Below are 24,985 nucleotides of genomic sequence, written 5' to 3'. Positions count from 1 at the left end.
AACAGGGGCATTATTGTAGCGCCATTCAGGCCCTGGCGGCCAACCGCCCGCCAGTTCAGGAGGCGTTCTGGCTGCTGTCGCCTGAGAGCTCATCACGCAGTGCCCGGCGCAGCACCTTGCCAACATTGCTGCGCGGCAACTGATCGCGAAACTCGAATCGTCTTGGCACCTTGTAACCTGTCAGCTCGCGCCGACACCATTTTTTCAGTGCTTCGGAATCAAGACTTGCCCCGTTTCGCGGCACAATGAACGCGACCACACTTTCACCACTGTCTTCATCCGGCACGCCAATCACGGCGGCCTCATGAACATCTTCATGTCCAAGCAGTACATCTTCCACTTCGTTGGGGTACACATTAAAGCCCGAGCTGACGATCATGTCCTTCTTGCGATCCACGATGCGCACAAACCCGTCTCGCTGCAGCACGGCGATATCGCCTGACCTGACCCAACCATCATCAAAAAGCGTTTTGGCCGTCTCTTCCGGCAAATTCCAGTAGCCCTTCATGACCTGCGGCCCCTGCACACACAGCTCCCCGGGCGTGTCATAACCCAGCGGCTGGTCGTTTTCATCAAGCACCTGCAGTCGGGTGCCGGCGACCGGTCGACCGATTGCGCCGGGCTGAATTTTGTCCGGTGGATTGACGCACACCACCGGTGAGGTCTCGGTCATGCCATACCCTTCCAGCACCGCAGAGCCGGTAATCTCGTACCAGCGATTGGCCGTGGTGGTATTGAGCGCCATGCCACCGGAGACACTGAGCTTCAGGTGACTGAAATCCAGCTTTTTGAAATCCTCTCGTCGGCACAGCGCTGCAAACAGCGTATTGAGACCGATAAAGGCGGAAAAGGGCTGTTGGGCGAGCGTCTTGACGAAACCGTCAAGGTCCTTCGGATTGGGAATCAGAATGCTGTGATTGCCGGTTTCACAGCCGAACATGCAGTTCACGGTGAAGGTGTAGATATGATAGACCGGCAGCGGTGCAATGATGGTTTCCTGCCCACGGGTCACGGCGCTGCCCAGCACCTCTCCGGTCTGGCGCATGTTGGCTACCAGGTTGGCATGGGACAGCATCGCACCCTTGGGGGTGCCGGTCGTGCCGCCGGTATATTGCAGGATGGCCAGATCATCATCGCGCCCCCAGCGCTGATCATCGACCTGCCCCTTTCCCTTCAAGACCTGACGCATCGATACGGCATTGGGCAGATGGTAACGCGGCACCTGGCGGGCGATATAGCGCGCGCCAAGGTTGTACTTGAGACGCGACGGCCAGGAATGCAGATCCGCCACCTCGGTGACGATGACATGCTCAATCGTCATGCGCTTGAGCACAGCCTCCAGCTTGTCGGCCATATGGGCAAAGATCACTACCCCGGTCACCCCGGCATCCGCAAACTGGTGATGCATTTCATCAGCGGTATAGAGCGGATTGGTGTTCACCACGACCAGTCCGGCCTTCAAGGCGCCGAACACGGCCACCGGATACTGCAGCAGATTGGGCAGCACAATGGCCAGGCGATCACCGGGCGACATCCTGGTCTGCGTGATGATCCAGTGCGCAAAGCGGTCCACCAGATCCTTCATGCCCTTGTAGGTCAGCGTACTGCCCATACAGGTAAAGGCGGGGCGGTCGGCATACTGCGCACAGGCTTTTTCAAACACGTCGAGAATCGACCGGTAACCGTCATCCTTCTCAAGCGCTGGCCCTTCAAGCAGTGCCGGTGCCGTCTTCATCTCGCTCATGCCTTCTCCCGATCATCATGGCGCTTGCAGCCAAATACCGTTTCATGGAAAGACCCTAAAATAGCATGAAAGCCTGTCACTGCGGCGGAAGGCTTCCAGGACTCGACGAAGGTCAACCCCCCCGTCAAAATAAGACAGATCCCTTTATCACTGCCCATGGTGGGCAGCCTACTGACACGGAGCACGCGATGAGCAGGATTCTGGAAGACAATTCCCAGACAATCGGACAGACGCCACTGGTCAGGATCAGACATCTGACCGATCACCCTCGCGTGTATGCCAAGCTCGAATCGCGCAATCCAGCGTTGTCGGTCAAGTGCCGGATCGGTGCCAACATGATCTGGGACGCCGAAAAGCGCGGCGCTCTCAAACCCGGCATGGAGATCATCGAGCCCACTTCCGGCAATACCGGCATTGCACTTGCCTTTGTGGGTGCCGCCCGCGGCTACAAGGTCAAGCTGACCATGCCGGCCTCGATGAGCATCGAGCGTCGCAAGGTGCTCAAGGCACTGGGCGCCGAACTGGTGTTGACCGAACCGGCGCGTGGCATGAAAGGCGCCGTGGAGCGTGCCACCGAGCTGCGCGATGCCGAGCCCGAGCGCTATTTCATGCCGGCGCAGTTTGAAAACCCGGCCAACCCCGAGATTCATGAAAGGACTACCGGCCCCGAACTCTGGGACGCTACCGATGGCGACCTGGATGTTCTGGTCGCCGGCGTCGGCACCGGCGGTACCATTACCGGCATTTCACGCTATTTCGAAAAGACGAAGGGCAAGACGCTTCACAGCGTGGCGGTAGAGCCGCTTGAATCGCCCATCATCGGCCAGCGCCTGCGCGGTGAAGACCTTACGCCTGCCGGTCACAAGATCCAGGGCATCGGTGCCAACTTCATTCCGGCCAATCTCGATCTGGATTATATCGATCAGGTGGAAGCGGTCAGCAGCGAAGACGCCATGGCCATGGCGCGCCGTCTGATGCGTGAGGAAGGCATGCTGGTTGGCATTTCATGTGGCGCCGCCATGGTTGCCGCCCTGCGCCTGGCCGAAGACCCGGCCTACAGGGACAAGGCCATCGCCGTTATCCTGCCCGACAGCGGCGAGCGCTATCTCTCTACCGCGCTGTTTGAAGGCATGTTTACCGAAGAAGAGCTGAGCTGAAAAAGTCTTGAGTTCAAAAAGGCGCCGCAGACATTGACCGTGTCTGCGGCGCCTTTTGATAAGCCATCAGTGACGTTTCAAACGTCAGGCCGTCATGGCTTCCGGGGTGCTGACATCACACCGCTCGCCGTCACAAAAGGCCATCGCCTCCCCCGGATGCATGTCCTGCCAGCCTGCCTCACTGGTCAGGGGCGATGTTGCCAGCAGGGTATAGACCGTGGCGCTATCACAGTTCTCAGCAAGGTCAATATGCTCGCCGCTGTCCAGTGAGGTCACGGTACCGAAGGGCGCACGCCGGGTCAGCCAGCACATTTTTTTGCTGCAGTAGGTATAAAGCGTCCGGCCATCGCTGAGCATCATGTTGAAAACGCCCATTTGGGCCAGTCGGTCACTACACTGGCGCAACAGTTCGCAGACCGCGGAAGAATTGTCGCAATCTTCTTCCGACAGCTGATCAAGCAGCCAGCAGAAAGCGTGTTCGCCATCCGTGGTGCCCAGTGGCGTAAATCGACCGGAAAGTTTCAGCGCTTCAAACCCTTCCAACTGGCCCTGCATGGTATAGCACCAGCGCCGTCCTTTCGTTTCCCGCGTAAACGGATAGGTGTTCTGGATTTCAATGCTGCCTTCATTGGCATGGCGAAGATGGCCCAGCATGATCAGGGCCGGGATATTGTCACGACCAAGCAGCTCCGCCAGCGGTGAATCCATCGCCGCGCGCACATCATGAAAATCGTGATAGCCGTCACGACGATAAAAGCCAATGCCGAACCCATCCCGATGGGGACCATTGTCTCCGCCTCGGTGCTTGAATCCACGCCAGCTGAAACCGGTATTGACCGGCTGATTGGCGCTCATGCCCAGTAGCTCACACACTCGGGTCTCTCCTGTGTCGGGGACGCTGACGTCGCAGGCGACGTCGTCTGAAGGCAAGCAATAGACAAAGCAATACCAGGACGGCGGCCACCCACCACGCGCGCGGGTCCTGCATCCACTGTATGGCCTGCGCCCTGGCCGCCGGCCAGTTATCCTGCGCCAGCTGCCACAGGCGCTGCAGTGACCATCTCTGTTCTTCCTCGTCATCGTCCTGACGGGACGCCATTTTTTCACTGCTGATCGTGTCACGATCAAGACGGGCACCGGACAGGCTGGTGGCCGCCTCACGGTTGAGCACCACCGGCGGCAGCGGGACGTCGTGTATCCGGTCATCCAGGGCCACCGTGGCCGTCAGCTCTACCGATACGGATTCCTCCGGCAGGGTATCGGGTAACGTGACCCGCCAGCGACTCTCCGCCACCGGCGTAACCTTCAGCGTTTCCCCCAGCAGCTGCGCATTGATACGGGTGTTATCCCGCGTCAGACGAGGATGGGCTGCGCTCAGCGTAATGTAGGCCTGGTCACTGGAAAGTGCGGCATCGATGGCCGGAACAACGTTGACGCTACGGGTCAACAATCGCGCAAAGGCATCGCCTTGCGCCTGAAGGGCCAGTTCGGCATTGCCTGTCTGATTGATGTGCTCAAGGCGCCCGCGGTAACGTCCATCCGCCTCGTGCGGCAGGCGAGCGCTGGTGATCTCACCGTTGGCACCTCGCAACACTGCATCTACGGCAGGTCTCTGCGCCGAGGCATCGTCCTGATCGGGCTGACCTTCCAGCCAGACCTCCAAGGGTAGATCGAAATGCTCGTACAATGTGGCCGGTATTTTGCCACTTCGCAATTGCAGTTTTGAGTCGATCAGGATACGTGAGCCTGCACCCACCGGCCCATCAATGCGCCACTGCCCGGCAGCAGGCTCGGGCACGGTAATCAGTTCATAGCGGTCATCATGACGCCAGCGGCTTGCGGCGCCCGGCGACTCGATACTCAGGCGCTCACCGGTGGGACTGATCAGCGTGACCGGACCTTCGTCCCGATCATGAAAGATCAGTGCCGTAAACTCACGGACCTGATCATCGACTTGGAACCGGCCATCTTCCAGCGGCAACTGCTGACGTGGCGCCACCTGATTGAGGACATCAAGAAAGGAGCGCAGAAGCGCCCGCGAATCCTCGGCTACCGAGGCAAGTCCGCCGGTCTGCTGCGAGATGTCACGCATCAGATCAATATCGGCATTGCGCGAAAGTGCAATGGTATGAATGACCACATGACGCTCGGCAAGATCCGGCGCGAGCGTCTCGATGATGCGCTCGCGCGAGGCACGATCCTGGGCCGGCTTGTCGCTGATGGCAGGTACATCCACCATACCATCGGTCAGCACGATCAGATGCGTGCGGCCATCGCTGGTCACATCCTGTGTGGCCAGATTCAGCGCTGACTCAAGGTCGGTGAACTGCTCGTATCGGGTCAGCTGCGGCAACACGGAGAGCGCACGCTGGCGCCACTGGTCGTTGACGGCCTCCATGGCCAGCGGATTGGCGACCTGCTGACCAAAGGTCCAGAGCCCGGCGCGAACATTGTCGGGCAATAGATCCACCATCAGACGGACGCCGCTGGCACGCAGGTTATCCGGATCGTTGTCCTTCATGCTGCCGGACACATCGATGGCCAGGCGAACATCACCCCGTTCAGTGCCGTCCTGCGGCGCTGCCTGTACAGGCAGTACCATCAGAGCCAGCAATAACCATGTACCTGTCACCAGCCACCGATACAGCATAGGGCCTATCTCCCGAGCGAAGGTTCTCGACGCGCCGGGGCACTGTCCTTGCGTCGAGGTGTCTGGTCACGGCCGGATGGACGCCGCTGTGTCCGAGTACCCTCGGCGCGGTCGTCATCTTCACTGTCGTGTCGGCCACGCCGGCCGATAAAGAAGGTGACCAGCATGCCCAGCAGCGCCCCGATGGCCATTAATACGCCGCCAAAAAGGACCTGACCGCCGTTATGCTGTAGAAAGCCGACAGCCGTGACGATCAGCGAAGGGGCCCAGCCTGAATAGCCAAGCTCCGACTCGGGACCGGGTACTGAAAAGAAGGCCGGCATCCAGAGCATGCCTGCTACCCCCCCGGCGATCAGCCAGCGAGGCAGGCGCGGCAGAAATGAAATGGCAAGATAGCCGCAGACCAGCACAATAACGGATAGTACGAACCAGCATAGCCACAATAGTGGGATCGAGTCTGAAATCAGCACGCCCTTGATACCTCCGGGTTAAATACAGCGACCAATGTTACACTGCACATTATGAAAGAACATCCATCCCCCGCGCCGGTTGCGCGCTTCAGGAAAGTCGAAGATCCCCACTGGCACTGGCTTGAAAACCGGGATCACCAGGAGGTGGCCGAGTTTCTTGAAGCCGTAAACCTTGAATGTGATCAGTGGTTTGAACCACTCGATTCGCTCACCCGTACCCTGTTTGACAGCCATCTTGCCCGTCGAGAACTGGCCGTGACGGGGCTGGCCACGCCCTTTGATCATTTCGTGTACTGGAGCGAGACGGCAGCCGATGCTGACTATCCGGTCTTCTGGCGCCATCCGATCGGGGATGACTTCGATCATCTGGATATTGAGCGCCGTGGTCATGAGTGCCTGATTGACCTGCAAGAACTCTCCCGCCACAGCAGCTTTATGGAACTGGGTGATCTCGCCCTGTCCGAAGACGAGCAGTGGATGGCCTGGACGCTGGATACCCAGGGCAATGAGTATTTTGATCTCTATCTGCGCCATCTACCTGATGGCGAGACCATCCGTCTTGAGCGCGGTATCGGGCCTGACCTGTGCTGGGCAGAAGACAACGCCACGGTACTCTTTACCCGTTATGACGCCACCCAGCGCCCGGCCACGGTATGGCGGCGTCATCGCGCCCATGATGAAGCGGTCTGTCTGTTTGAAGAAACCGATGTCGAGTTCTGGGTTGGACTGGACAAGACCCGTTCGCGTGAATGGCTTGTCATCCATAGTGCTTCCAAGGACACCAGCGAGAGCCACCTGGTTCCCGCTACTGCACCAGAGACGGCCCCACGCTGCTTTCATCCGCGCGAAACCGGTGTGGAGTATGGCATCGATCACCGCCCGGGCATGTTTTATGTGCTCCACAACCGTAACGCCGTGCACTTTTGTCTTGAGCGCGCCGATGAGTATGCACCTGATCAATGGGTGCCGATGATCGCGCATCGCGCCAATACCACCCTGGAAGATGTGGATGCCTTTTCCTGGGGGTTGGTACTGACCGAGCGTGACCATGACAGTGCTCAGGTCCACCTGCGCCTGATGCAGCTTGACGAGCAGCATGACGTGACGCGCGATGAATGGCTGCCCATTCCTGAAACGCCCTGCAGTCTTGGACTGGCCGACACGCCGCATTTCGATACGCGCTGTCTTCGTCTGCATGAAGAATCCTTTACGACGCCACCACGCTGGATCGAGTTCAATATTGACAGCGCAGAGCGACGCCTGCTGCGCCAGCAGCCCATTTATGGCGATCTCCAACCCGGACAGCTGGCCTGCCGCCGACTCTGGGCGACCTCCTTTGATGGCGAGCGTGTACCAGTCTCGGTGGTGGCACGTGCCGATCTGATCGATCGTGGTCCGCTGCCGACCCTGCTCTATGGCTACGGCGCCTACGGGCAGACGCTTGACCCCTGGTTTTCGATTTCACGCCTTGAGCTTCTGGCGCGCGGTGGTGCCTTTGCTGTCGCCCATGTGCGCGGCGGCGGAGACCGCGGCGAGCCCTGGTATCTGGCCGGCAAGCTGGAGCACAAGGAAAACAGCTTTCGCGACTTTCTGGCGGCACGTAATGTGCTGGTCGAGCACGGCATCGCACAGGAGCACCATATTGCCGCCTACGGCGCCAGTGCTGGCGGGCTACTGGTCGCGGCCAGCGTGAATCTCGATCCTCACGCCTTCTGTGCTGCTGTACTGGATGTGCCCTTTGTCGATGTCCTGCGCACCATGGAAAATCCGGATCTGCCGCTGACCACTGCGGAATATACCGAATGGGGCAATCCCGAGGAGCCTGAAGCCCATCGGCGCATCAAGGGCTATTCGCCGCTGAACAATCTGGTCCCGGCGCCATGGCCGGCCGTCTATCTGCAGGGCAGCTGGCACGATTCGCGCGTGCCCTACTGGGAGCCGGCCAAGCTTTATGCCCGCCTGATCGAGCTTGATAGCGCCCGCGGTCCGGTACTGCTGCGCACCGACATGAGTGCCGGCCACGGCGGCGCCTCGGGACGCTTTCACGCCTGGCGCGATGTGGCCCGACAGGATGCCTTTATCCTGTGGGCGCTGGGGCTGTCACAGGGCACTCTGTCACCTGACACGCCAGCGCAGGACGGCTGATACTACTCAAACATCGGCAGCCTGATCGAACAAAAGGCACGCTTCATGACGAAAGCGTGCCCCTTTTCTGCCAGGCCGATACAGCGCGCCAATGCTGCCCTTCCCGGGCGCTACTGGCAGGGGATTACGGCAATGATGTAATCCTCATAGTCACTCTCGGGAACCACCGCCTCACTGACGGCCATGCCATGCATGCTGATCCCGGCGCGGCGTGCACCTGACAAATCGCCGCTGCGCAGAGGATGCCATTTGGGCAGCGGTTTTGACTGCGCCAGACGCCGATAGCCACAGGTCTCGGGCAGCCAGTGGAATGCCCGAGCGCGCTCCGGAGTGAGCTGTAGACAGTCCGGCACCTTGTCAAAGCGATGCTCGTAATCACTGCAGCGACAGTCTTTTGTATCAAAAAGACGACAGGCCACCGACAACGTCACGATCTCCTGATTTTCTTCATCTTCAAGCCTGACCAGACAACACTGTCCGCAGCCATCGCAGACGGCCTCCCATTCCTGGGGCGTCAGGGCCTCCAGCGGAAATCTTTCCCAGAATCGCTCACGCATGCTGACTCCTGAAACGTCTATCAGCGCGCCTGATCAGCAGCATGATCGCTGACGTCAAAGGCAAGGTCACGTGATCGCGCATCACCGCCGGGGGGCATCTGCAAGTAATAGCCCTTTTCCTTCAGTGCCGTGATGACCTGTTCGGTATCCACGCGGGCCAGCGTTCGCTCCGGCGTCATGACCATCATCATGATGGATTGCGGGGTCCCAAAACCTGCCAGCAGCTCCTGAGGCACCACTTCCAGCCCACGCGTACGATCCACATACAGAAACATCTCTTCCTGTCGCGGACTCTTGTAGATCTGACACAGTAACGGTGTTGGGGTCATGGTGTTCTCCACAGGGGCATGGTGGTCTCAGCGCTTATCAGGAGCAGAGACTGGAGCACGCTCATTTTTTGACAGTGCCGATGCCAGAGCGTCATTGAGGACATCGCCACGCCAGCCGCTCAGGCTGGGCCAGTCAGTGTGCTGAAGATCGGCACTGATCCAGCGCTCAAGCTCACGACGGGTCACCAGCACTTCGGAGGGAAGTGACAGTTCACGAGCACGATCACTGACTGCAGCCTTCAGCGCCTTCATGCGCTTTTTGTAGGCGTCACTGACAGGGGAAGGCAGTACGGTAGGCAGCACGGATTCATCAAGCATCATCGCTTCCTGAATCAGTGCCAAAAGCGTGTCACCCTCGCGCTTGATCAGGGAAGGCTTGATGCCATCGATCCGGGAAAGCTCATAGCGATTACCCGGCAATGCCGCCGCGATCTCCATCAGAATGGCATCGCTTGCCAGCCAGTTACGCGGCAGATTTCGCTCGCGTACGGCACGTTCCCGCCAGACGCACAGGCGCTGAAAGGCCGCCAGTTGACGCGGCTCGAGCCGCCAGGCATTGCGATGACGCAGATACCAGCGCTCATCATCACGCACGCCTCGTGCTGCCTCGACCAGTGCATGACAGTCCTCAAGCAACCACGCAAGACGGCCCTGCTCGCGAAGAGGTATCTGCTGGCGCTGCCAGATTGATGACAGCCAGACCACGTCCAGCGCTGCATAGCGGCACTGCTCCTCGCTCAAGGGGCGTTGCAGCCAGTTGGAGCGGGTTTCTCCCTTGGGCACATGCTGCTGCTCCCAGTGATCCACCAACCGCTGATAACTGATGGAGCTTTCCTCCCCCAGCAGGGCATGCGCCAGCTGGGTATCCACGATCGGAGAAGGTACGTCCCCTGTCCAGTGCATGAAGATCTCCATGTCCTCACCGCAGGCATGCAAGATCTTCAGGGGCCCTTCATCACCCAGCAGTGTGCGCAGGGAAGCGGTGGGCGCCACCACGGTCGGGTCGATCAGGTAGACCACCTCGGCATCGCCCAACTGAATCAGTGCAGGCACCGGATAGAAGGTCGTTTCACGCATGAACTCGGTGTCCACACCGATCACCTCGCGGGTGGCGAGATCTGCGCAGGCGCGCTCAAGCGCCTCTTCGGTATCAATAAAGTGCCAGGTTACATCAGTGGGCATAGCCATTCCGTCTACTGCGGCCGGCCGGCACAGGTGCCAGCAGGTCATAAAATAAAACAAGCCGCACGGCGGCTTGTCGCATCCAGGATGCTCGTATTCACACAGGCGCTTTTGTTGCAACGGCTTCTAGCCCTGCTCGCCAAAGGGCTGACGTCCCATGAAGGCGCGTGACAGCGTACCGCCATCGACATACTCAAGCTCGCCCCCCATCGGAACGCCATAGGCCAGACGCGAGCAGCGCACGCCCAGCGCGCGAAGCTGCTCGGCGATATAATGCGCGGTCGCCTCGCCCTCCACCGTGGGATTGGTGGCCAGAATCAGCTCTTCTATCTGCTGTTGATGCACCAGCGCCTCAAGCTGATCCAGCCCCAGATCACCCGGACCAATACCATCGATGGGCGAAAGGTGCCCATGGAGCACAAAGTAACGCCCGCGAAAACCGCCGGCCTCCTCAATGGCCAGAAGATCGGCCGGAGACTCCACCACACACAGGGCACGATCATCACGGCGCGTATCCTCGCAGATACTGCAAAGATGACTTTCCGTCAGGTTACGACAGCGCTCGCAGTAGCCCACGTTCTCAAGCGCCTCGCCCAGCACGTACGCCAGCCGACGTCCGCCCTCGCGGTCACGCTCCAGCAGATGAAAGGCCATGCGCTGTGCGGTACGAGGCCCGACGCCTGGCAGCACGCGCAGCGTTTCGAGCAAACGGTCGATCAGGGGTGAAAAGGTCGCCATGAATGCTGCGTATCCTAGAACGGCATCTTGAAGCCAGGCGGCAGGTTAAGCCCCTGCGTGGCTTCTTCCATTTTAGTGCGCGAGTTGACTTCCACCTTGCGCACGGCATCATTGACGGCAGCCGCCAGCAGGTCTTCAAGAAATTCCTTCTCTTCCTGCATGATGGCCGGATCAAGTTCGATCGAGGTGACGTCGTGTCGACCATTCATGGTCACCTTGACCATGCCGGCACCGGACTCGCCATGCACTTCGGTATCAGCAATCTCTTCCTGAACCTTTTGCATCTTGTCCTGCATTTCCTGAGCCTGCTTCATCAGGTTACCCATGCCACCCTTGAACATGATTGCCTTCCTTGAGAGTCGTTGAATCAAACCGTTATCGATATCTACGTTCAGCTGCCGCTGCCAGCATCATCCTGCTCAAACGAGGTCACACTGCGCTCAAGCAGGCGGGCACCGAAGACTTCCTGTAGAGACTGAATATGTGGGTCATCACGCAAGGCTTCAATGGCGCGCTGCAATCGTGCCTTTTCCAGTCGGGCACGGCGCCGGGCCGGCGTTTCGATATGTTCATCAATGTCACCCACCTCAATGGCGACCCGGCGCGAAAGCCCTCGTGCCGTCAGGGCCTTTTCAAGGCGCTCACGATGCACTTCTGCATTCATGGCGCTCTGGGAGTGATGCAGCCACATCCCGAGATGGTGACCATCATCATGGTGCACAACGCAGTTGGCTACCAGATTGGCGGTCATCCCGGAAAGCCCCAGCCCAGGAAAGAGTTCAAGCCAGCGGACGTTATCAAGTGGCGTGTGATCGGCTTCGACCGGCAGGGTACTGATACCCTCGGAGGCCGGCGTATCGTCCGTCGCTGATGTGTCGGCCTCATCCGGCGAGGATTGATCGCAGAGCCCTTCGACCATTGCCTCCAGCGCCTGGCCGGCGGCGTTGTCGCCGAGTGCTTCGTTCATGTACTCGTCGAGCGCATCGTCCTGCTCATCATCTGCTGCAGGCTCATCCACTGTCGGCGTTACGGTCATCCGGGCAGAAGCATTATCCGTCAGCGACTGGCGTGTATCCGGTACTGCCGGTGCATCCGGGGTCACCGCCGGTTGCACAATATCTGCAGGCGCAGCCTCACCCACCTCTTCCTGCAAGGCCTCACCATAGGCGGCGCTCTCGGGCGCACTGACCAGCGAAACGCCTGCGTCGTCATCATTCCAGGGCGGCGCGGGCTCTGGAGCAGCAGAGGGTTCAACCTGACGCTGCTCAACAGGTGCTGTCGGTGTTTCGGCCGTCACCGATTCGCCCTGGGCAGGGGCATGTGGCTGTGAGCTGTTTGAGACCGGAGCAGCGTCAGCAGATGCCTTCTGCGATGCTGCGTCATCGGTCGTCGACGGTGCCGTCGATGTAGAGGAAGACGTCTCGGCCCGGATCGGTAGCGGCTTGTGCTCCGGCGCCGGCGCACCCTGCGGCCGGAAGGCGAGCATGCGCAGCAGTGTCATTTCAAGCGCTGTTCGCTGCTCGGGCGCGTTGTCCATATCGCCGCGGCCGTTCAACCCAATCTGGTAGTAAAGCTGCACGTCCTCGGGGGTAAAATGTGCCGCAAGCTCAATCAGTGTCTCGCGATCACCCTGGGCATTATCCAGTGCCGCCGGCACCATCTGCGCAATCGCCAGACGGTGAAACACGCCACACAGGGCATCAAGTACACCGGCAAAATCCGGGCCCTGCTCGGCCAGCTGGGCCACCCGCGCCAACACGTCTGCAGCATCGCCACCCGCCAGTGACTCGACCAGCGCCAGAATCTGGCGATGATCGAGGGTCCCGAGCATGGCAATGACGTCATTTTCACGCACTTCACCGTGGCCAAAGGCAATGGCCTGGTCGGTCAGTGACATGGCGTCACGCATGGAGCCGTCGGCGGCGCGCCCCAGCAGCCAGAGCGCCGCGGTATCAAAGGCAGTCTGTTCCTGGGCAAGGACGTGGCCGAGATGCTCGACAATGCGCTCGGGCGTCATGCGTTTCAGGGCAAACTGCAGGCAGCGCGACAGCACCGTGATAGGCAGCTTCTGCGGGTCGGTGGTCGCCAGCAGGAACCTGACATGCGGGGGCGGCTCTTCAAGCGTTTTCAACAGCGCATTGAAGCTGTGCGTCGAGAGCATGTGTACCTCATCGATGAGATACACCTTGTAGCGCCCCTGGGTGGGCGCATACTGCACGTTGTCGAGCAGCTCCCGGGTGTCTTCCACGCGGGTACGAGAGGCGGCATCCACTTCGATCAGATCGACAAACCGGCCCTGATCGATATCGCAACAGGTCTGGCACTGCCCGCACGGTCGTGAGGTCACGCCGGTTTCACAGTTCAGGCACTTGGCCAGAATGCGTGCCAGCGTGGTCTTGCCCACCCCGCGCGTTCCGGTAAACAGATAGGCATGATGTAGCCGCCCCTGATCAAGCGCGTTGACCAGCGCACGACTGACATGCTCCTGCCCTACCAGCTCATGAAATGTGCGCGGCCGCCATTTGCGGGCCAGTACCTGATAGCTCATGCAGCGCTATAGCCTGTAGTCAAAGCGGTGAAGTATCGACGTTGGAAAATCGAAAGGGGCGTCGAACCGATGGATAGGCCGACCATTCTATCGACTGGGTATGCAGGCGCCAATCGATCCCTGTCATGAAAGCGTCGATGGAATATCCAGGGCCATGTTGATCTGCCCCTTATCGCTGAAACAGCAAAAAGGTGCCATACAGGGAAGGCAGGCATCGGATAACAAAACGGGGAAGACACTGAAAGACTGGAGGGTGGCGACCCTCAACAGCCACATCCCGGCACACGCCTCCATCACTACCGTTGCTCCCTTCCGGGCCTGGCGGGGTTCGCGATATCGCGTTGCGAGAGGACCATCAAGGGTCACCATCATCGGATGTCAGGGCAGGATATTTACCGGCCGCTGGCCAGCCCCCGATCAACCGAGCGCGCATCTTACCAGCACGCCTGCCTTTATCGCAAGCGATGGCACGGCAGGTTGGGGACAGTCGTGATGAAGCGACCGACCAGGGTAGACTAACCCCCTCCCGTTCAGTCGCTGCGGAGCCTTCATGGCGCTACTGCTCATCGAAGATGACGTGCTGCTGGCACAGACTCTTGAAACACTGCTGCTCGAATATGATGATCAGCTGGACGTCATCACGCGCGGTGATCATGCCTGTGATCATCTCGCCACGCGTCGACAGCTCGATCTGGTGATTCTGGATCTGAACCTGCCCCACTGCAGCGGCCTTGAGGTGCTGGCCACGCTGCGCCGACATGACACTCACACGCCCGTGCTGATCCTGACGGCGCGCGCCTCGATCGAGGATCGTGTGGAAGGCCTTGATCTGGGCGCCGATGACTATCTCACCAAGCCCTTCTCGCTCAGCGAGTTCGAGGCCCGGGTGCGTGCACTTTTGCGCCGCGCGCGACCGACGGCCTCCGATACGCTGAAACTGGGCCAGCTTGCCCTGCACGTACCTACCCAGCGCCTTGAACTCAACCAGACCGTTATGGAGCTGCCGACCCGGGAGCTGCGGCTGATGGCCTGTCTGCTGCGCCATGCCGAGAAGGTCATCAGCCGCGCCGATCTGATGGCAGAAGCCTTTGGCGGTGACGACAGCCTGCGGGACAACGCCCTGGAGGTCTACATCCACCGCCTGCGCCGACGTCTTGAAGGCAGTGACATCCATATACGCACCGTGCGCGGCATGGGCTATCGTCTGGAGCTGCGTTGAATCATGGTGTCGGCCGCCAGTCTTCATCGTCGCCTGCTGGGCGGACTTTCCCTGCTGCTGTTACTGACCTGCACCCTGCTGCTGCTTCAGTCCTGGTACAGTGCACAGCGCAGCGCCGATCGCGCCTACGATCGACTGCTGGCCTCAGCGGCTCAGGTCATGAGTGATCATGTGAGCTGGCGCAACGATCGCCTCTGGTTCGATGTACCGGCCTCGGCACTGAACATGCTGGCTCCGCACGGCGATGAGCGCGTTTTTTATGCTCTCATCGACCGCGAGGGGCACCTCGTCAGCGGCAATGCCGCTCTGGTCGCACTGATCCAGGACCTGCCGGCCACGGGAAGCTTTCAGACCAGTTCGGCCACCTTCAATGGATTGTCGTTACGCGTGGGCGCCCTGGGCGCTCGCCTGACGGGCTGGCACAACCGCGCGCCCTACGCGCTGCTGGTCGCCCATACGCTGGAAGCACGGCACGCCATGACCTGGCAGCTTTTTCGCGACAGCAGCCTGCGTCTGGCCGGCATTGTGGCGCTGGCCGTGGCAGGGCTTTTGATGACCCTGCGCCTGGCACTGCGCCCGCTGAAACAGCTGCGCAGGCGACTCAAGGCTCGCACGGCACATGATCTCTCTCCCATCCATGTGAGGGTGCCGCGTGAGCTTGAAGAGCTTCTCGCCGCACTCAACGCCCTGCTGGCACGTCAGCGCCAGGTGCGCATCCATGAACAACGCTTCATTGGTGACGCTTCTCATCAACTGCGCACACCGCTTGCCGGCATTGCCGCCAGCGCAGAGCTGGCCCTTCGCAGCCAGGACAGTGCCCACTGGCATCAGGCACTACAGGAAATACAGGCCGGAACGCACCGTGCCACCCGTCTGGCCGAGCAGCTCCTGTCATTAACACGTCTTCATTCGCCAGAGGCCCCCCTGACACGACAGCCGGTGGCGCTGGCGACCCTGGCACGCGAGACGCTGGTGCGATTTCTGCCCGTGGCTGACAAAAACGGCATCGATCTGGGCCTTGCCGAGCCCTGTCCCGAGCTGTCTGTCGCTGGCAATCGCTGGCAGCTGGAAGAGGCATTGAGCAACCTGATCGACAATGCCCTGCGTTACGCGCGCTCCCGGGTGACCGTGGGCATTGATGCCGCTAACAGCGTGATTCATGTCGAGGATGATGGCCCGGGGATCAACAATGGCGAACAGGACGATGTCCTGCGCCCGTTTCACCGCTGCCAGGAACAGGGGCCCGGCAGCGGACTGGGACTGGCGATTGCCGACGGCGTGGCACGTGCCCATGGGGGAACCATTGTCATGCATCACCTGCCCGGCGGTGGGTTCATGATCGGCCTGCATCTGCCCGGAGAAATGACCTGATGCTCAAGCCCTGCCGTTACTGTTACCGCCTCATGTTGGTGGCATGGTCAGTAATAACGCTTGCCACGACTGCCAGTGCCGCCGAGCCTTCACTGTCCATTGAAGGTAATCTTCGATTTCAGGGTCAGGGCAACGAAACCCTCAACATACAGGGCGTGGTAGAAGCCGATATCCTGCGCCCGGTGCTTGAGGCCTTTCATCAGCGCTACCCACAGATCACGCTGCACTATCACGACGCCTCTCGCGGCGAACGCCCCCAGCCTGCCACGGTGCCGCCCAACGTCGACCTTTTGATGTCCTCTGCCATGGCGCAGCAGTATCAGCTGGCCAACGCCGGATATGCCCAGCCGCTGGGCAGTGGCGTTATCAACCCTGACTGGCCGGAAAGCGCTCGCTGGCGCGATGAGCTGATCGGACTGACCCATGAACCGCTGGTGATGGTCTATCGTCGGGAGCTGGCCGATATTGCTCCCCCGCCCGAAGATCACGCAGGCCTTCTGGCGCTTTTGAATCAAAAAAACACGGCGCTGACAGGACGTGTGGCCACCTATGACCCCGCTCGAAGCCCGACCGGCTTCATGGCCGTGGCTCAGGATGTGGCACGCTCGACGGAAGCCTGGGCACTGTTTGATGCCATGGGCGAGGCCGATACGCAGCTGCTGGATTCCACCGCGGACATGCTTGAAGGGTTGATCGAGGGCCGTTACCTGATCGGCTACAACCTGATGGGCTCCTATGCTCGCCGCGCCGTTCAGGATCATCCCGACCTGGCAATGCAGGTGCCGACCGATTACGCCCTGGCATTGCAGCGCCTGGCATTGATTCCGATGAACGCTCCGCACCCCGAGATGGCCAGACGCTTTCTGACCTTTATCACCTCAAGGCAGGGTCAGCAGATCATGACGACCCGAACACCGCTGGGCAGTCCGCTCCTGGCCTTCGAAGGCGCCACGTCGCCAGATGACTCACTTGAGCCCATCCAATTGACCCCGGGACTTTTAGCGCTGATTGACCCGCTCAAGCGCGAAGCGCTGCTGGATCGCTGGCAGACCATCTTTGATACCCGCAGCATCGCTGCTCCGAACATTGTCGAAGGCACGGTAGAATAGGTTTTCCAAAGGGTCCTGCCGATCGCGCAGGCCTCGCAACCCTTGCATCGCAGGACATCAACATGAGCAGGATGGTACGTGTCGATCAGCTTCTGGTCGCGCAGGCACTGGTACGTTCACGCACGCGCGCCCAGCGTCTGATTCGCCATGGACGGGTACAACTGATGGGGGATGGCCAGCCGCGCACCCTGACCCGACCCGGGGAAAAACTGCCCGAAGAGAGCCGGTTTCATGTCGTGGAGGACCCCGAGGAACGCTACGTCTCGCGTGCGGGCCTCAAGCTTGAGGCGCTGCTGGCTGCAACCGGCATAACGCCTCAGGACCTCACCCTGCTGGATGTAGGTCAGTCGACGGGCGGGTTTACCGACTGTCTGCTCCATCACGGCGCAGCACGCGTGATTGGCATCGAGGTCGGTCACGGCCAGCTGGATCCTATGCTGCGTGAGGACAGCCGTGTGCACTGTCTGGAAGGTGTCAATGCTCGCCAGCTGCCGACCGAGCAGATCATGGCGCTGGCACCTGACGGCATTGCAGGCGCGGTCATGGATGTATCGTTCATTTCCCAGACGCTGATTCTGCCCGAACTGGCACGGCTGCTACCGGCCGGTGCGCACCTGCTCAGTCTGGTCAAGCCGCAGTTTGAACTTTCCCCCGAACAGATTGGCAGCGGCGGTATCGTGCGTGATGCGCGCCACTTTGATCAGGTCGAGACGCGCCTGCGTATGTGCTGCGAGCAGACCGGATTCAGCCTGCAATACTGGGGCGACAGCCCGATTACCGGAGGCGACGGCAATCGGGAGTTTTTAATGCATGCCACACGCACCCCCTCCTGACAACGATCAGGGGATTTCTGCAGAGGGCGCATCACCCGATGAAGCGTCGCCCGGATCACCATCGTGCGCATTGCTGGCATGAGGTGACGGACGGCCGTCCTTCGCTGCTTTTTGCTGTACCAGACGCTTCTCGCCGTCTTCGTTGTGCAGCCAGACATCCATCTGCTGAAAGGCCACGCGCAGCTTGTTGGACTTGAACTCGGCATCGACTCGACGGTTGATCTCGTCGGTGACCACCAGTCGGTCGACCAATTCGTTGACGAACACGCGCAGCTCGAAGTTGAAGGCGCTCTGACTATAGGCCATGCAGAACACTTGAGGCTCGGGGTCGGCCAGTACCTTCGGGTGCTCGTCGGCAATGCGGCGCAGGATGCGATGAGCCAGGTCGAGATCGGTACCGTGTGCCACGCCGAAAGTCAGTACCACCCGCGTAATGTTATCGCTCAGCGACCAGTTGATCAGCTGATCGATAACGAAGGTCTTGTTGGGGATGATGATCTCCTTGCGATCAAAATCCGTGACCGTGGTGGCGCGGATGCGAATCCGGCTGACCGTACCGTGCAGGTTGCCCAGCGTGATGGTATCGCCAATACGGATAGGCCGTTCAAACAGGATGATCAGACCCGAAATGAAGTTGGCAAAAATCTCCTGCAAGCCAAAACCCAGACCGAGTGACAGGGCGGCCACCAGCCACTGCAGCTTGTCCCAGGTCACGCCAAGCGTGCCCAATGCCGCCACGATCCCGGTACCGATAATGGTGTAGGACAGCAAGGAGGTAACCGCGTAGGCACTGCCCTGCTTGAGATTGAGCCGAGAGAGCACCATGACTTCCAGAAGCCCTGGCAGATTGCGCGCCATGATCATCATTAATCCAAGGATGAACAGTGCGGTCAGCACATCGGCCAGCGTGACCACGTTGACGACACCGCCAGCCGCATCGCTTTCGCTGATCTGACCAATATTGACGTTGTCCAGATAGGAGAGCACCCCCAGAAGGTCGGCCCAGACCAGATACAACACGCTGATAAAGATCAAAAACAAAATGAGTTTGGACAGGCGCAGCGACTGCTGATTGACCTGCTCCATATCCAGCGGTGGCTCCTCGACCACATCTACACCGCTTTCGGCAGCACTGTCACGCCCCTGAGCACGCCGACGCGTCACCGCACGGCGATACGCCAGACGCCGCGCGGCTACGGCCAGCCCGCGCACCACGCTGGCCTCGACCAAAAGCCACAGCGCCAGAATATAAAGCGTCAGAATGAAGCGGCCGCACAGGCGCAGCGCCGTGTACTCGTAGCCAAAAAGAATCATGCCGATCAGCGCCAGCGGCACCATGGCAAGCGTGACACCCAGCAGCAGCCGGAAAAGGCGCACGCCCATCCATGGCACGTGGGCAAGAATCAGGCGCAGCATGAAAACGCTCATGCCCATCAGGCCCACCAGCATGACCAGCAGTGCCAGCGGCTGATCCGCCAGCCGACTGTCGGCCTGCTCGGCGATACTGGCTACCATGACCACCGGCGCCACACTGCAGCCCATCCAGAATATATTGCGCCGTAGTCGGTCAACGTAGGATGCGGGCCAGTGAAAATGGCGTGTTGCCACCCCATCAGGCACCAGCAGACGTCGAATAAGACCGAAGACCTGCAGGGCAAGCGCCAGTTGCAGCAGCGCTCGACCAAACGAGACGGCGAGCCCTTCACCGCCCAGCCACAGGGCAATACCCACTGCCAAAAGTATTAGCGGGGTCGTGGAGGAGAGAATGAGGTTGAGCACGATTGCTCGGGGCGTGTGCAGCTGCGTATCACGCTTGAGACGACCGATCTGATTGTGCAGCTCCAGCAGGTAGGCCTTGATGCGACGACGGAAAAAGGCCATCAGCCCGGCCATGATCAGAATGGGAACGGCCAGCAACGCACGTGGTGAAGGCATTGCCCATAGCGACCCCAGACTCTGAAACCACTGACCACCGAACAGCTGTTGTCCAAGGCGCTCCGGAAGATCACCAAGCCATGTCAATCCCAGCGGCTGGCCGTTGGCGACCCAGAAAAGCTGCTCTTCGATGGTATCGCGCACCGAACGGCTGATATCCAGAAGCTGCTGCTGGTTGAGCTGCACATCGATGGCCCGACTCAGCAGATTGCCGTACTCCCGGTCCAGCTGATCCAGCAGATCCCGACGCATCTCCAGTGTCTGAAGCAGTACCTGGCGTGTCTGACCGGTCAGCGGGTCCTCGTCCTGGAGATGCTCCTCGATATAGCGCGACGGATTGGCCAGTGCCTGGCGTGACTGACCGATATCAAACTGGCGCAGACGCAGATCACCAATCTCCTCCTGCAGGCTGTGCTGGCTCTGGACATCCGGCAGCGACCCGCGCTGCTGGCGCAGCACCCGTGACAACAAAAGGCTGCCACGCAATGCTTCGATCTGCTCATTGAGCGTGCGCTCGACCTGACGCACCTGTTCAAGCCGGGCCCGGGTATTGATGCCATCACGAATCATGGTGTTGGCGCGATCAGTCGTGTGCAAAAGCTCCTGGGCCAGCGCCCGATTCTGGGCTCTCGCCTCGTCTACCACCGGATTGCTGATCCGGTCGTTGTCACCAACGTGAGCCGCCTCGGCGATGGCCTGTTCGGAAGCATCCCGACGCTTTTGATTGATGGCCTCCTGCAGCACCAGCAGCGCGTTCTGGTTGATATCGATCTGGCGCGCCAGAAGCTCTCGGTGCATCTGGTTGACGTCACGCAGTATCGTGCTGTTGGCCAGCTGGCGCTGGCCCAGCTCGATTCGGGCATCCAGCAGCGCCATACGGACGTTCACCAGCTGTTGGCGCTCATTGCTCGGGGCGCCGCCATCGCCTGAATCCAGCGAATCATTGAGCTGCTGCTGCTCACGTCGCGCATCACTGATGGTGGCCTGCACCCGTTCCGGCAGGGTCTGGGCGCTGATCAATGCACGCGAGACCTCACCAAGCTGCTCCTGTTGCCGCTTGAGATCCTCGACGGTGCTCCCCAGTCGTTGCTCAAGCTGCTCAAGCGAACTTCTGCCCAGTGTTTCGCTGTCCAGCGCGCGATCACTCTCCATTCCCTGCAGCTGATCCTGGTACTGACGGCGCTGTTGATCGGCCCGATTGACCCGATCTTCCAGCGCTGCCTGTTCCCTTTGCGTATTACTCAGTGCCTCCAGCGCTTCACGTGTTCTGTTCAGCGTCTCCAGCACCTGCTGGTCAGCCGCACTCTGGGGATCATTGCCTTCAAACTGCCTTATCTGCTCATCAATGGATTGACGAGACGGTATGCCCTGCTCACCGGCCAGTGCCCGGGGTGCCACCAAAAAGAGCATCAATATCGTTAAAAACAGCATGCCTTGGCACGCCAAGACCCTGACAGGCTTTACCATGCTGGCCATACCTCACATGAATGAACATCTCTGGATTAGAACTTCCTGCGCAGACATAATATCGATCTACCAGGAAATAACTAAAACGCTACTCAAGGCTGCCGATAATCACGGTCATCTCGGCAGGGCGCACCCCATCATGGGGCATGTCGAATTCAGGGCGCCATGATAAGCTCATCACGACGTCTGTCACCTCTGGAATGGATCTCTATGACTCATCGTGTTCAACGTCTGTTGCTGGCTCTGCTGCCATGCACGCTGATGATCACTCCGCTGGCCCATGCTGACACCAACAGCGATGATACGCTCGGCCAGGAGCGCAATCGCCAGGCACTGGAACGGCAGGCCATGATGAACCCCGTGGCCATTACGGTGTACAAGCGCAACTATCTGATGCCTTACACCTATAACAGCCGCCCCAATGCCAAGGACTTCAAGGAAATCGACGAGGCCGGGGTTGATCGCGGTGAGGTGAAATTCCAGTTCAGCGTCAAGGTAGGTCTTCTGGACAACATCTTTGGCGACAATGGTGATCTCTATTTCGCCTATACCCAGCGCTCCTGGTGGCAGGCCTACAATGCTGACGCCTCGTCTCCCTTTCGTGAGACCAACTACGAGCCGGAAATCTTTTTAAGCTTTGACAACGACTATGATCTGGGCGGCTGGAACAATACGGCCAACCGGGTCGGGCTACTGCATCAGTCCAACGGGCGCTCCGACCCGCTGTCACGCAGCTGGAACCGCATCTATGTGGACAGCATCTGGCAAAAAGGCAAACTGACCCTGTCAGTGGCGCCCTTCTGGCGCATCCCTGAATCCAGCAGCAATGATGACAATCCCGATATCGAAGACTATGTCGGATACGCCGATATTACGGTGGGTTATCTGTTCGATAATCAGCACGAAGTCACGCTTTTAACTCGTGGCAATCCTGCCAAGGGGCATTTTGGCAACCAGCTGGATTACTCCTTTCCGCTTCATGGCAAGATCAGGGGGATGGTGCAGTATTACGAGGGCTATGGTGAAAGCATGATTGATTACAATCACTACAATCGGCGAATCGGCATTGGCTTTTCACTCAACACGTCATTTCTGGGTATACCGGATACCCTTTGATGCGTTAATCAAAACGTAATGTCTTTACATTGAAGCTAACGCCCAGGCTGTTATGATGATGAGGCAACCTTATTGTCAACGGAGAGACATAGCATGGCCATGAAGCCTATCAAGGGGAATGACAGCGAAAGCCAGGAACAGCTGCGCGAGGATCTGCGTCAGCTTTCCAGCACAATCGAGGAACTGATGCAGGCGACTGCCGATGATTCTCGTGAAAATGTCGCTCGCCTTCGTGAGCGCGCAGAAGCAAAGCTTGAAGAGACCCGCGCACGCCTGGCGGCCAGCGGTGAGCGCGTTCGCCATCAGGCGCAGGACAGCCTGGAATGTGCTGATGAATATGTACGCAGCAACCCCTGGAAAAGTGTCGGCTACGGTGCAGCACTGGGTGTCGTGGTAGGCCTGATTCTCGGTCGCAGCTGATGTCTTCCGGTAGCGGCCCAGCCGAACGCGTTATCCTGGCCGCGCGGCGACTTCTGAAAAATCTTCTGGATACCGGTGAGACGCGTCTGCGTCTTGCCGTTATCGAGCTTCAGGAAGAACGCGCAAGGCTTTTTTCGCTGCTTCTGCTGTCAGGCATTGCGCTGCTGCTGTTTGCCTTCGGCATCGGCATGCTGATGCTGTTGATCATTGTGGCCTTCTGGCAGGACCATCGCCTGCTGGCTATCGGTATCGCGGCTGGCATCCTGATTCTGTCAGGACTTCTGGTATCGCTACGTGTGCGCGCCATCTCGCGAGAACCAAGCCTTTTGCGCTCGACGCTTGCACGCTTTAGCGAAGACAAGGAACTGCTGGATCAAACGCGCATCGACCACACCCGTGTGGGAGAACGGCATGAAGAAAGATGAACTGGCAGCCCGGCGCCATCGCTTTGAACAGCGCATCATGCAGGAACGCCTCCAGATAACGAGCGCTGTACGTGACTGGCATGAAGCCACAGCGCCGATCGATCAGGGGTGGCAGCAGCTTGCTCGTTACAAGGGCCCGATCCTGCTGGGCTCTGGCGTTCTCGTGACCATGCTTTCACGCAGCAAGGGTCGAGTGGGCAGAATGCTCAAACGCTCGATCGTCGCCTACACCATGGCGCGACGTGCCAAAAAGATGATTGGGCGCTGATCGAAAGTCCATATGAAGGTGCCCTTTTCCTGTGCGCAGGTATTAAAGCGCCTGCGCACAGGCATATCCTGAAGCCCAAGCCCATTGAAAGTTGAATCCTCCCAGCTGCCCGGTGACATCAAGCGCCTCCCCGATAAAGTGCAGCCTTGGCCGGTCATTGACGGCAAAGCTCTTTGACGAAATGGCCCGGGTATCGATCCCCCCCATGGTGACCTCTGCCGTACGCCACCCTTCCGTTCCTGCCGGCTTGATCGTAAAATCCGTGATCTGCCTGGCAAGCGCATCAAGCTTTTGATTACTGTAATCCGCCATAATGCCGGAAAGTCCCAGCCATTCTTCCAGCGCCTGCGCCAGTCTTTTGGGCAGGTGTTCACCCAGCCAGCCGCCAAGCGTTCTTTTGGGCGCGTCCTGGCGTACACCCTTGAGCGTTGCAGACAGGTCGTCCACCTCAGGCAGCCAGTTGATACGGACCTCTTCTCCCCCCTGCCAGTGACTTGACGCCTGCAGGATGGCCGGACCCGAAAGCCCGCGATGGGTCAGCAATGTCGCATCCCGATAGCGACCGTCGCCGCATTGCACGATGGTCGATGCCGATACACCCGACAGTGCTGCCATGCGCTCCTTCCATGGCACATCCAGGGTAAACGGTACCAGCGCCGGTCGAGGTGTTACGACGTCAAGACCATACTGGCGGGCAATATCATAGGCAAATCCGGTAGCCCCAAGCGTTGGAATGGAAAGACCGCCGGTGGCGACGACCAGCTTGTCAGCCAGCACTTGCCCATTGGAAGTCGACAGTTGCACCCCTGCCTCATTGACATCGACGTGCTCAATGGCAGTAGACAGTCTGAGTTCTACGCCGGCCCACTGACACTCGGTTAAAAGCATATCCACGATGGGCTGACTTGAATCAGCACAGAACAGCTGGCCGGGCGCCTTTTCGACGGGTTCTATACCGTGACGCTCTACCATGTCCACAAAATCACCTGGCGTGTAGCGTTTGAGCGCTGAAATGGTGAAATGCGGGTTACGCGAGAAAAAATGGCCTGGGGCGGTGGCCATATTGGTGAAATTGCACCGCCCGCCACCTGACATCAGAATTTTCTTGCCGGGGCGTTTGACGTGATCGAGCAACAATACGCTCTTGCCGCGATAACCTGCCTGAAGAGCGCACATCATGCCTGCGGCGCCGGCACCGATGATCACTACATCCCAGTGATTCATTCGCTTTTTAGATTCCCGTTTTAGATCAAAAAAGAGAAAGGGGCCGCAAAAGCGGCCCCTCTTCGTTAAATACGTGCC

At 59.5% G+C, this 24,985-nt stretch carries 22 protein-coding genes and 1 other RNA gene; 10 read left to right on the top strand and 13 right to left on the bottom strand.

Annotation, left to right across the window (positions count from 1 at the left end; all coding sequences use genetic code 11):
* Window positions 1-55 precede the first annotated feature (55 nt).
* Window positions 56-1,744: an AMP-binding protein gene (locus IE123_RS13500; RefSeq protein WP_189519037.1), complete on the bottom strand. Its 1,689-nt coding sequence runs from the start codon at window positions 1,742-1,744 to the stop codon at window positions 56-58.
* A 188-nt stretch (window positions 1,745-1,932) separates the two neighbouring features.
* Between IE123_RS13500 and cysK the strand changes: the two genes are divergently transcribed.
* Entirely contained in the window at window positions 1,933-2,901 is a 969-nt protein-coding gene (gene cysK / locus IE123_RS13495; protein WP_189519035.1) for a cysteine synthase A, read from the top strand.
* A gap of 84 nt (window positions 2,902-2,985) precedes the next feature.
* On the opposite strand, the gene IE123_RS13490 is transcribed toward cysK, so the two are convergent.
* The 3 genes from IE123_RS13490 to IE123_RS13480 are packed head-to-tail and all read right to left on the bottom strand — an operon-like array spanning window position 2,986 to window position 6,021.
* The gene (locus tag IE123_RS13490; RefSeq protein ID WP_189519033.1) at window positions 2,986-3,774 is read right to left on the bottom strand and encodes a class II glutamine amidotransferase; all 789 of its coding nucleotides are present in this window, start codon (window positions 3,772-3,774) and stop codon (window positions 2,986-2,988) included.
* Window positions 3,767-5,551 (bottom strand): VWA domain-containing protein, encoded by a 1,785-nt coding sequence (locus IE123_RS13485; RefSeq protein WP_189519031.1) that lies wholly within the window; start codon window positions 5,549-5,551, stop codon window positions 3,767-3,769. The genes IE123_RS13490 and IE123_RS13485 overlap by 8 nt, the downstream gene beginning before the upstream one ends.
* A 5-nt stretch (window positions 5,552-5,556) precedes the next feature.
* The gene (locus IE123_RS13480) at window positions 5,557-6,021 is read right to left on the bottom strand and encodes a hypothetical protein (RefSeq protein ID WP_189519029.1); all 465 of its coding nucleotides are present in this window, start codon (window positions 6,019-6,021) and stop codon (window positions 5,557-5,559) included.
* Window positions 6,022-6,072: 51 nt separating this feature from the next.
* Between IE123_RS13480 and IE123_RS13475 the strand changes: the two genes are divergently transcribed.
* Window positions 6,073-8,166: a S9 family peptidase gene (locus IE123_RS13475; RefSeq protein WP_189519027.1), complete on the top strand. Its 2,094-nt coding sequence runs from the start codon at window positions 6,073-6,075 to the stop codon at window positions 8,164-8,166.
* Between the two features lie 110 nt (window positions 8,167-8,276).
* Here the strand turns inward: IE123_RS13475 and IE123_RS13470 are convergent, their stop codons facing one another.
* The 7 genes from IE123_RS13470 to ffs form a co-directional block, all read right to left on the bottom strand.
* Complete coding sequence (locus tag IE123_RS13470; RefSeq protein ID WP_189519025.1) at window positions 8,277-8,723, bottom strand: YcgN family cysteine cluster protein; 447 nt, start codon at window positions 8,721-8,723, stop codon at window positions 8,277-8,279.
* Window positions 8,724-8,743: 20 nt separating this feature from the next.
* Entirely contained in the window at window positions 8,744-9,052 is a 309-nt protein-coding gene (locus IE123_RS13465; protein ID WP_189519022.1) for a YcgL domain-containing protein, read from the bottom strand.
* Window positions 9,053-9,079: 27 nt separating this feature from the next.
* The gene (gene rnd / locus IE123_RS13460; protein WP_189519020.1) at window positions 9,080-10,234 is read right to left on the bottom strand and encodes a ribonuclease D; all 1,155 of its coding nucleotides are present in this window, start codon (window positions 10,232-10,234) and stop codon (window positions 9,080-9,082) included.
* Window positions 10,235-10,360: 126 nt separating this feature from the next.
* A complete protein-coding gene (gene recR / locus IE123_RS13455; protein WP_189519018.1) occupies window positions 10,361-10,972 on the bottom strand; it encodes a recombination mediator RecR in 612 nt (203 codons plus the stop codon).
* A gap of 14 nt (window positions 10,973-10,986) precedes the next feature.
* Window positions 10,987-11,313 carry a YbaB/EbfC family nucleoid-associated protein gene (locus IE123_RS13450; RefSeq protein WP_189519016.1) on the bottom strand — a complete coding sequence of 109 codons (327 nt, stop codon included), beginning with the start codon at window positions 11,311-11,313 and terminating at the stop codon, window positions 10,987-10,989.
* A 50-nt stretch (window positions 11,314-11,363) separates the two neighbouring features.
* Window positions 11,364-13,520: a DNA polymerase III subunit gamma/tau gene (gene dnaX, locus IE123_RS13445; RefSeq protein WP_189519014.1), complete on the bottom strand. Its 2,157-nt coding sequence runs from the start codon at window positions 13,518-13,520 to the stop codon at window positions 11,364-11,366.
* Between the two features lie 261 nt (window positions 13,521-13,781).
* An RNA gene (ffs, locus tag IE123_RS13440) (signal recognition particle sRNA small type) lies at window positions 13,782-13,878 on the bottom strand.
* Window positions 13,879-14,070: 192 nt separating this feature from the next.
* Here ffs and IE123_RS13435 point away from each other — a divergent pair.
* The 4 genes from IE123_RS13435 to IE123_RS13420 all read left to right on the top strand — a co-directional run bounded on the left by IE123_RS13435 (window position 14,071) and on the right by IE123_RS13420 (window position 18,052).
* Window positions 14,071-14,739, top strand: a complete 669-nt coding sequence (locus tag IE123_RS13435; protein ID WP_189519012.1) for a response regulator transcription factor — start codon at window positions 14,071-14,073, stop codon at window positions 14,737-14,739.
* A gap of 3 nt (window positions 14,740-14,742) precedes the next feature.
* Window positions 14,743-16,110 (top strand): sensor histidine kinase, encoded by a 1,368-nt coding sequence (locus tag IE123_RS13430; RefSeq protein WP_189519010.1) that lies wholly within the window; start codon window positions 14,743-14,745, stop codon window positions 16,108-16,110.
* Complete coding sequence (locus IE123_RS13425; RefSeq protein ID WP_189519008.1) at window positions 16,110-17,219, top strand: ABC transporter substrate-binding protein; 1,110 nt, start codon at window positions 16,110-16,112, stop codon at window positions 17,217-17,219. The genes IE123_RS13430 and IE123_RS13425 overlap by 1 nt, the downstream gene beginning before the upstream one ends.
* A 71-nt stretch (window positions 17,220-17,290) precedes the next feature.
* Entirely contained in the window at window positions 17,291-18,052 is a 762-nt protein-coding gene (locus tag IE123_RS13420) for a TlyA family RNA methyltransferase (RefSeq protein ID WP_189519182.1), read from the top strand.
* A 6-nt stretch (window positions 18,053-18,058) separates the two neighbouring features.
* Here the strand turns inward: IE123_RS13420 and mscK are convergent, their stop codons facing one another.
* Window positions 18,059-21,418 (bottom strand): mechanosensitive channel MscK, encoded by a 3,360-nt coding sequence (gene mscK, locus IE123_RS13415; RefSeq protein ID WP_229819762.1) that lies wholly within the window; start codon window positions 21,416-21,418, stop codon window positions 18,059-18,061.
* A gap of 246 nt (window positions 21,419-21,664) precedes the next feature.
* Between mscK and IE123_RS13410 the strand changes: the two genes are divergently transcribed.
* From IE123_RS13410 to IE123_RS13395, 4 genes are all read left to right on the top strand, one after another.
* Window positions 21,665-22,570: a phospholipase A gene (locus IE123_RS13410; RefSeq protein ID WP_189519006.1), complete on the top strand. Its 906-nt coding sequence runs from the start codon at window positions 21,665-21,667 to the stop codon at window positions 22,568-22,570.
* A 93-nt stretch (window positions 22,571-22,663) separates the two neighbouring features.
* Window positions 22,664-22,990, top strand: coding sequence for an ElaB/YgaM/YqjD family protein (locus IE123_RS13405; protein WP_189519005.1), 327 nt, complete (start codon window positions 22,664-22,666; stop codon window positions 22,988-22,990).
* A complete protein-coding gene (locus IE123_RS13400) occupies window positions 22,990-23,415 on the top strand; it encodes a phage holin family protein (protein WP_189519004.1) in 426 nt (141 codons plus the stop codon). Before IE123_RS13405 ends, IE123_RS13400 begins: the two co-directional genes overlap by 1 nt.
* Window positions 23,402-23,683: a YqjK family protein gene (locus IE123_RS13395; RefSeq protein WP_189519003.1), complete on the top strand. Its 282-nt coding sequence runs from the start codon at window positions 23,402-23,404 to the stop codon at window positions 23,681-23,683. The genes IE123_RS13400 and IE123_RS13395 overlap by 14 nt, the downstream gene beginning before the upstream one ends.
* Window positions 23,684-23,725: 42 nt before the next feature.
* Here IE123_RS13395 and IE123_RS13390 read toward each other — a convergent pair whose 3' ends face one another.
* Complete coding sequence (locus tag IE123_RS13390; protein WP_189519002.1) at window positions 23,726-24,907, bottom strand: BaiN/RdsA family NAD(P)/FAD-dependent oxidoreductase; 1,182 nt, start codon at window positions 24,905-24,907, stop codon at window positions 23,726-23,728.
* Window positions 24,908-24,985: the final 78 nt, after the last annotated feature.

This window comes from Kushneria pakistanensis (assembly GCF_014652795.1).
Taxonomy (GTDB): domain Bacteria; phylum Pseudomonadota; class Gammaproteobacteria; order Pseudomonadales; family Halomonadaceae; genus Kushneria; species Kushneria pakistanensis.
The sequence above is the reverse complement of the archived record's forward strand: the minus strand, read 5'-3'. Positions and strand labels throughout refer to the sequence as shown.

Bases quoted from the DNA above. Each gene is read 5' to 3' on its own strand.
- IE123_RS13435 (WP_189519012.1), top strand. From the start codon at position 14,071: ATGGCGCTACTGCTCATCGAAGATGACGTGCTGCTGGCACAGACTCTT.
- IE123_RS13450 (WP_189519016.1), bottom strand. From the start codon at position 11,313: ATGTTCAAGGGTGGCATGGGTAACCTGATGAAGCAGGCTCAGGAAATG.
- IE123_RS13395 (WP_189519003.1), top strand. From the start codon at position 23,402: ATGAAGAAAGATGAACTGGCAGCCCGGCGCCATCGCTTTGAACAGCGC.
- IE123_RS13470 (WP_189519025.1), bottom strand. From the start codon at position 8,723: ATGCGTGAGCGATTCTGGGAAAGATTTCCGCTGGAGGCCCTGACGCCC.
- IE123_RS13475 (WP_189519027.1), top strand. From the start codon at position 6,073: ATGAAAGAACATCCATCCCCCGCGCCGGTTGCGCGCTTCAGGAAAGTC.
- IE123_RS13430 (WP_189519010.1), top strand. From the start codon at position 14,743: ATGGTGTCGGCCGCCAGTCTTCATCGTCGCCTGCTGGGCGGACTTTCC.
- mscK (WP_229819762.1), bottom strand. From the start codon at position 21,418: ATGCTGTTTTTAACGATATTGATGCTCTTTTTGGTGGCACCCCGGGCA.
- IE123_RS13400 (WP_189519004.1), top strand. From the start codon at position 22,990: ATGTCTTCCGGTAGCGGCCCAGCCGAACGCGTTATCCTGGCCGCGCGG.
- IE123_RS13485 (WP_189519031.1), bottom strand. From the start codon at position 5,551: ATGCTGTATCGGTGGCTGGTGACAGGTACATGGTTATTGCTGGCTCTG.
- IE123_RS13465 (WP_189519022.1), bottom strand. From the start codon at position 9,052: ATGACCCCAACACCGTTACTGTGTCAGATCTACAAGAGTCCGCGACAG.
- cysK (WP_189519035.1), top strand. From the start codon at position 1,933: ATGAGCAGGATTCTGGAAGACAATTCCCAGACAATCGGACAGACGCCA.
- IE123_RS13425 (WP_189519008.1), top strand. From the start codon at position 16,110: ATGCTCAAGCCCTGCCGTTACTGTTACCGCCTCATGTTGGTGGCATGG.
- IE123_RS13410 (WP_189519006.1), top strand. From the start codon at position 21,665: ATGACTCATCGTGTTCAACGTCTGTTGCTGGCTCTGCTGCCATGCACG.
- rnd (WP_189519020.1), bottom strand. From the start codon at position 10,234: ATGCCCACTGATGTAACCTGGCACTTTATTGATACCGAAGAGGCGCTT.
- IE123_RS13420 (WP_189519182.1), top strand. From the start codon at position 17,291: ATGGTACGTGTCGATCAGCTTCTGGTCGCGCAGGCACTGGTACGTTCA.
- IE123_RS13390 (WP_189519002.1), bottom strand. From the start codon at position 24,907: ATGAATCACTGGGATGTAGTGATCATCGGTGCCGGCGCCGCAGGCATG.
- recR (WP_189519018.1), bottom strand. From the start codon at position 10,972: ATGGCGACCTTTTCACCCCTGATCGACCGTTTGCTCGAAACGCTGCGC.
- IE123_RS13500 (WP_189519037.1), bottom strand. From the start codon at position 1,744: ATGAGCGAGATGAAGACGGCACCGGCACTGCTTGAAGGGCCAGCGCTT.
- IE123_RS13405 (WP_189519005.1), top strand. From the start codon at position 22,664: ATGGCCATGAAGCCTATCAAGGGGAATGACAGCGAAAGCCAGGAACAG.
- dnaX (WP_189519014.1), bottom strand. From the start codon at position 13,520: ATGAGCTATCAGGTACTGGCCCGCAAATGGCGGCCGCGCACATTTCAT.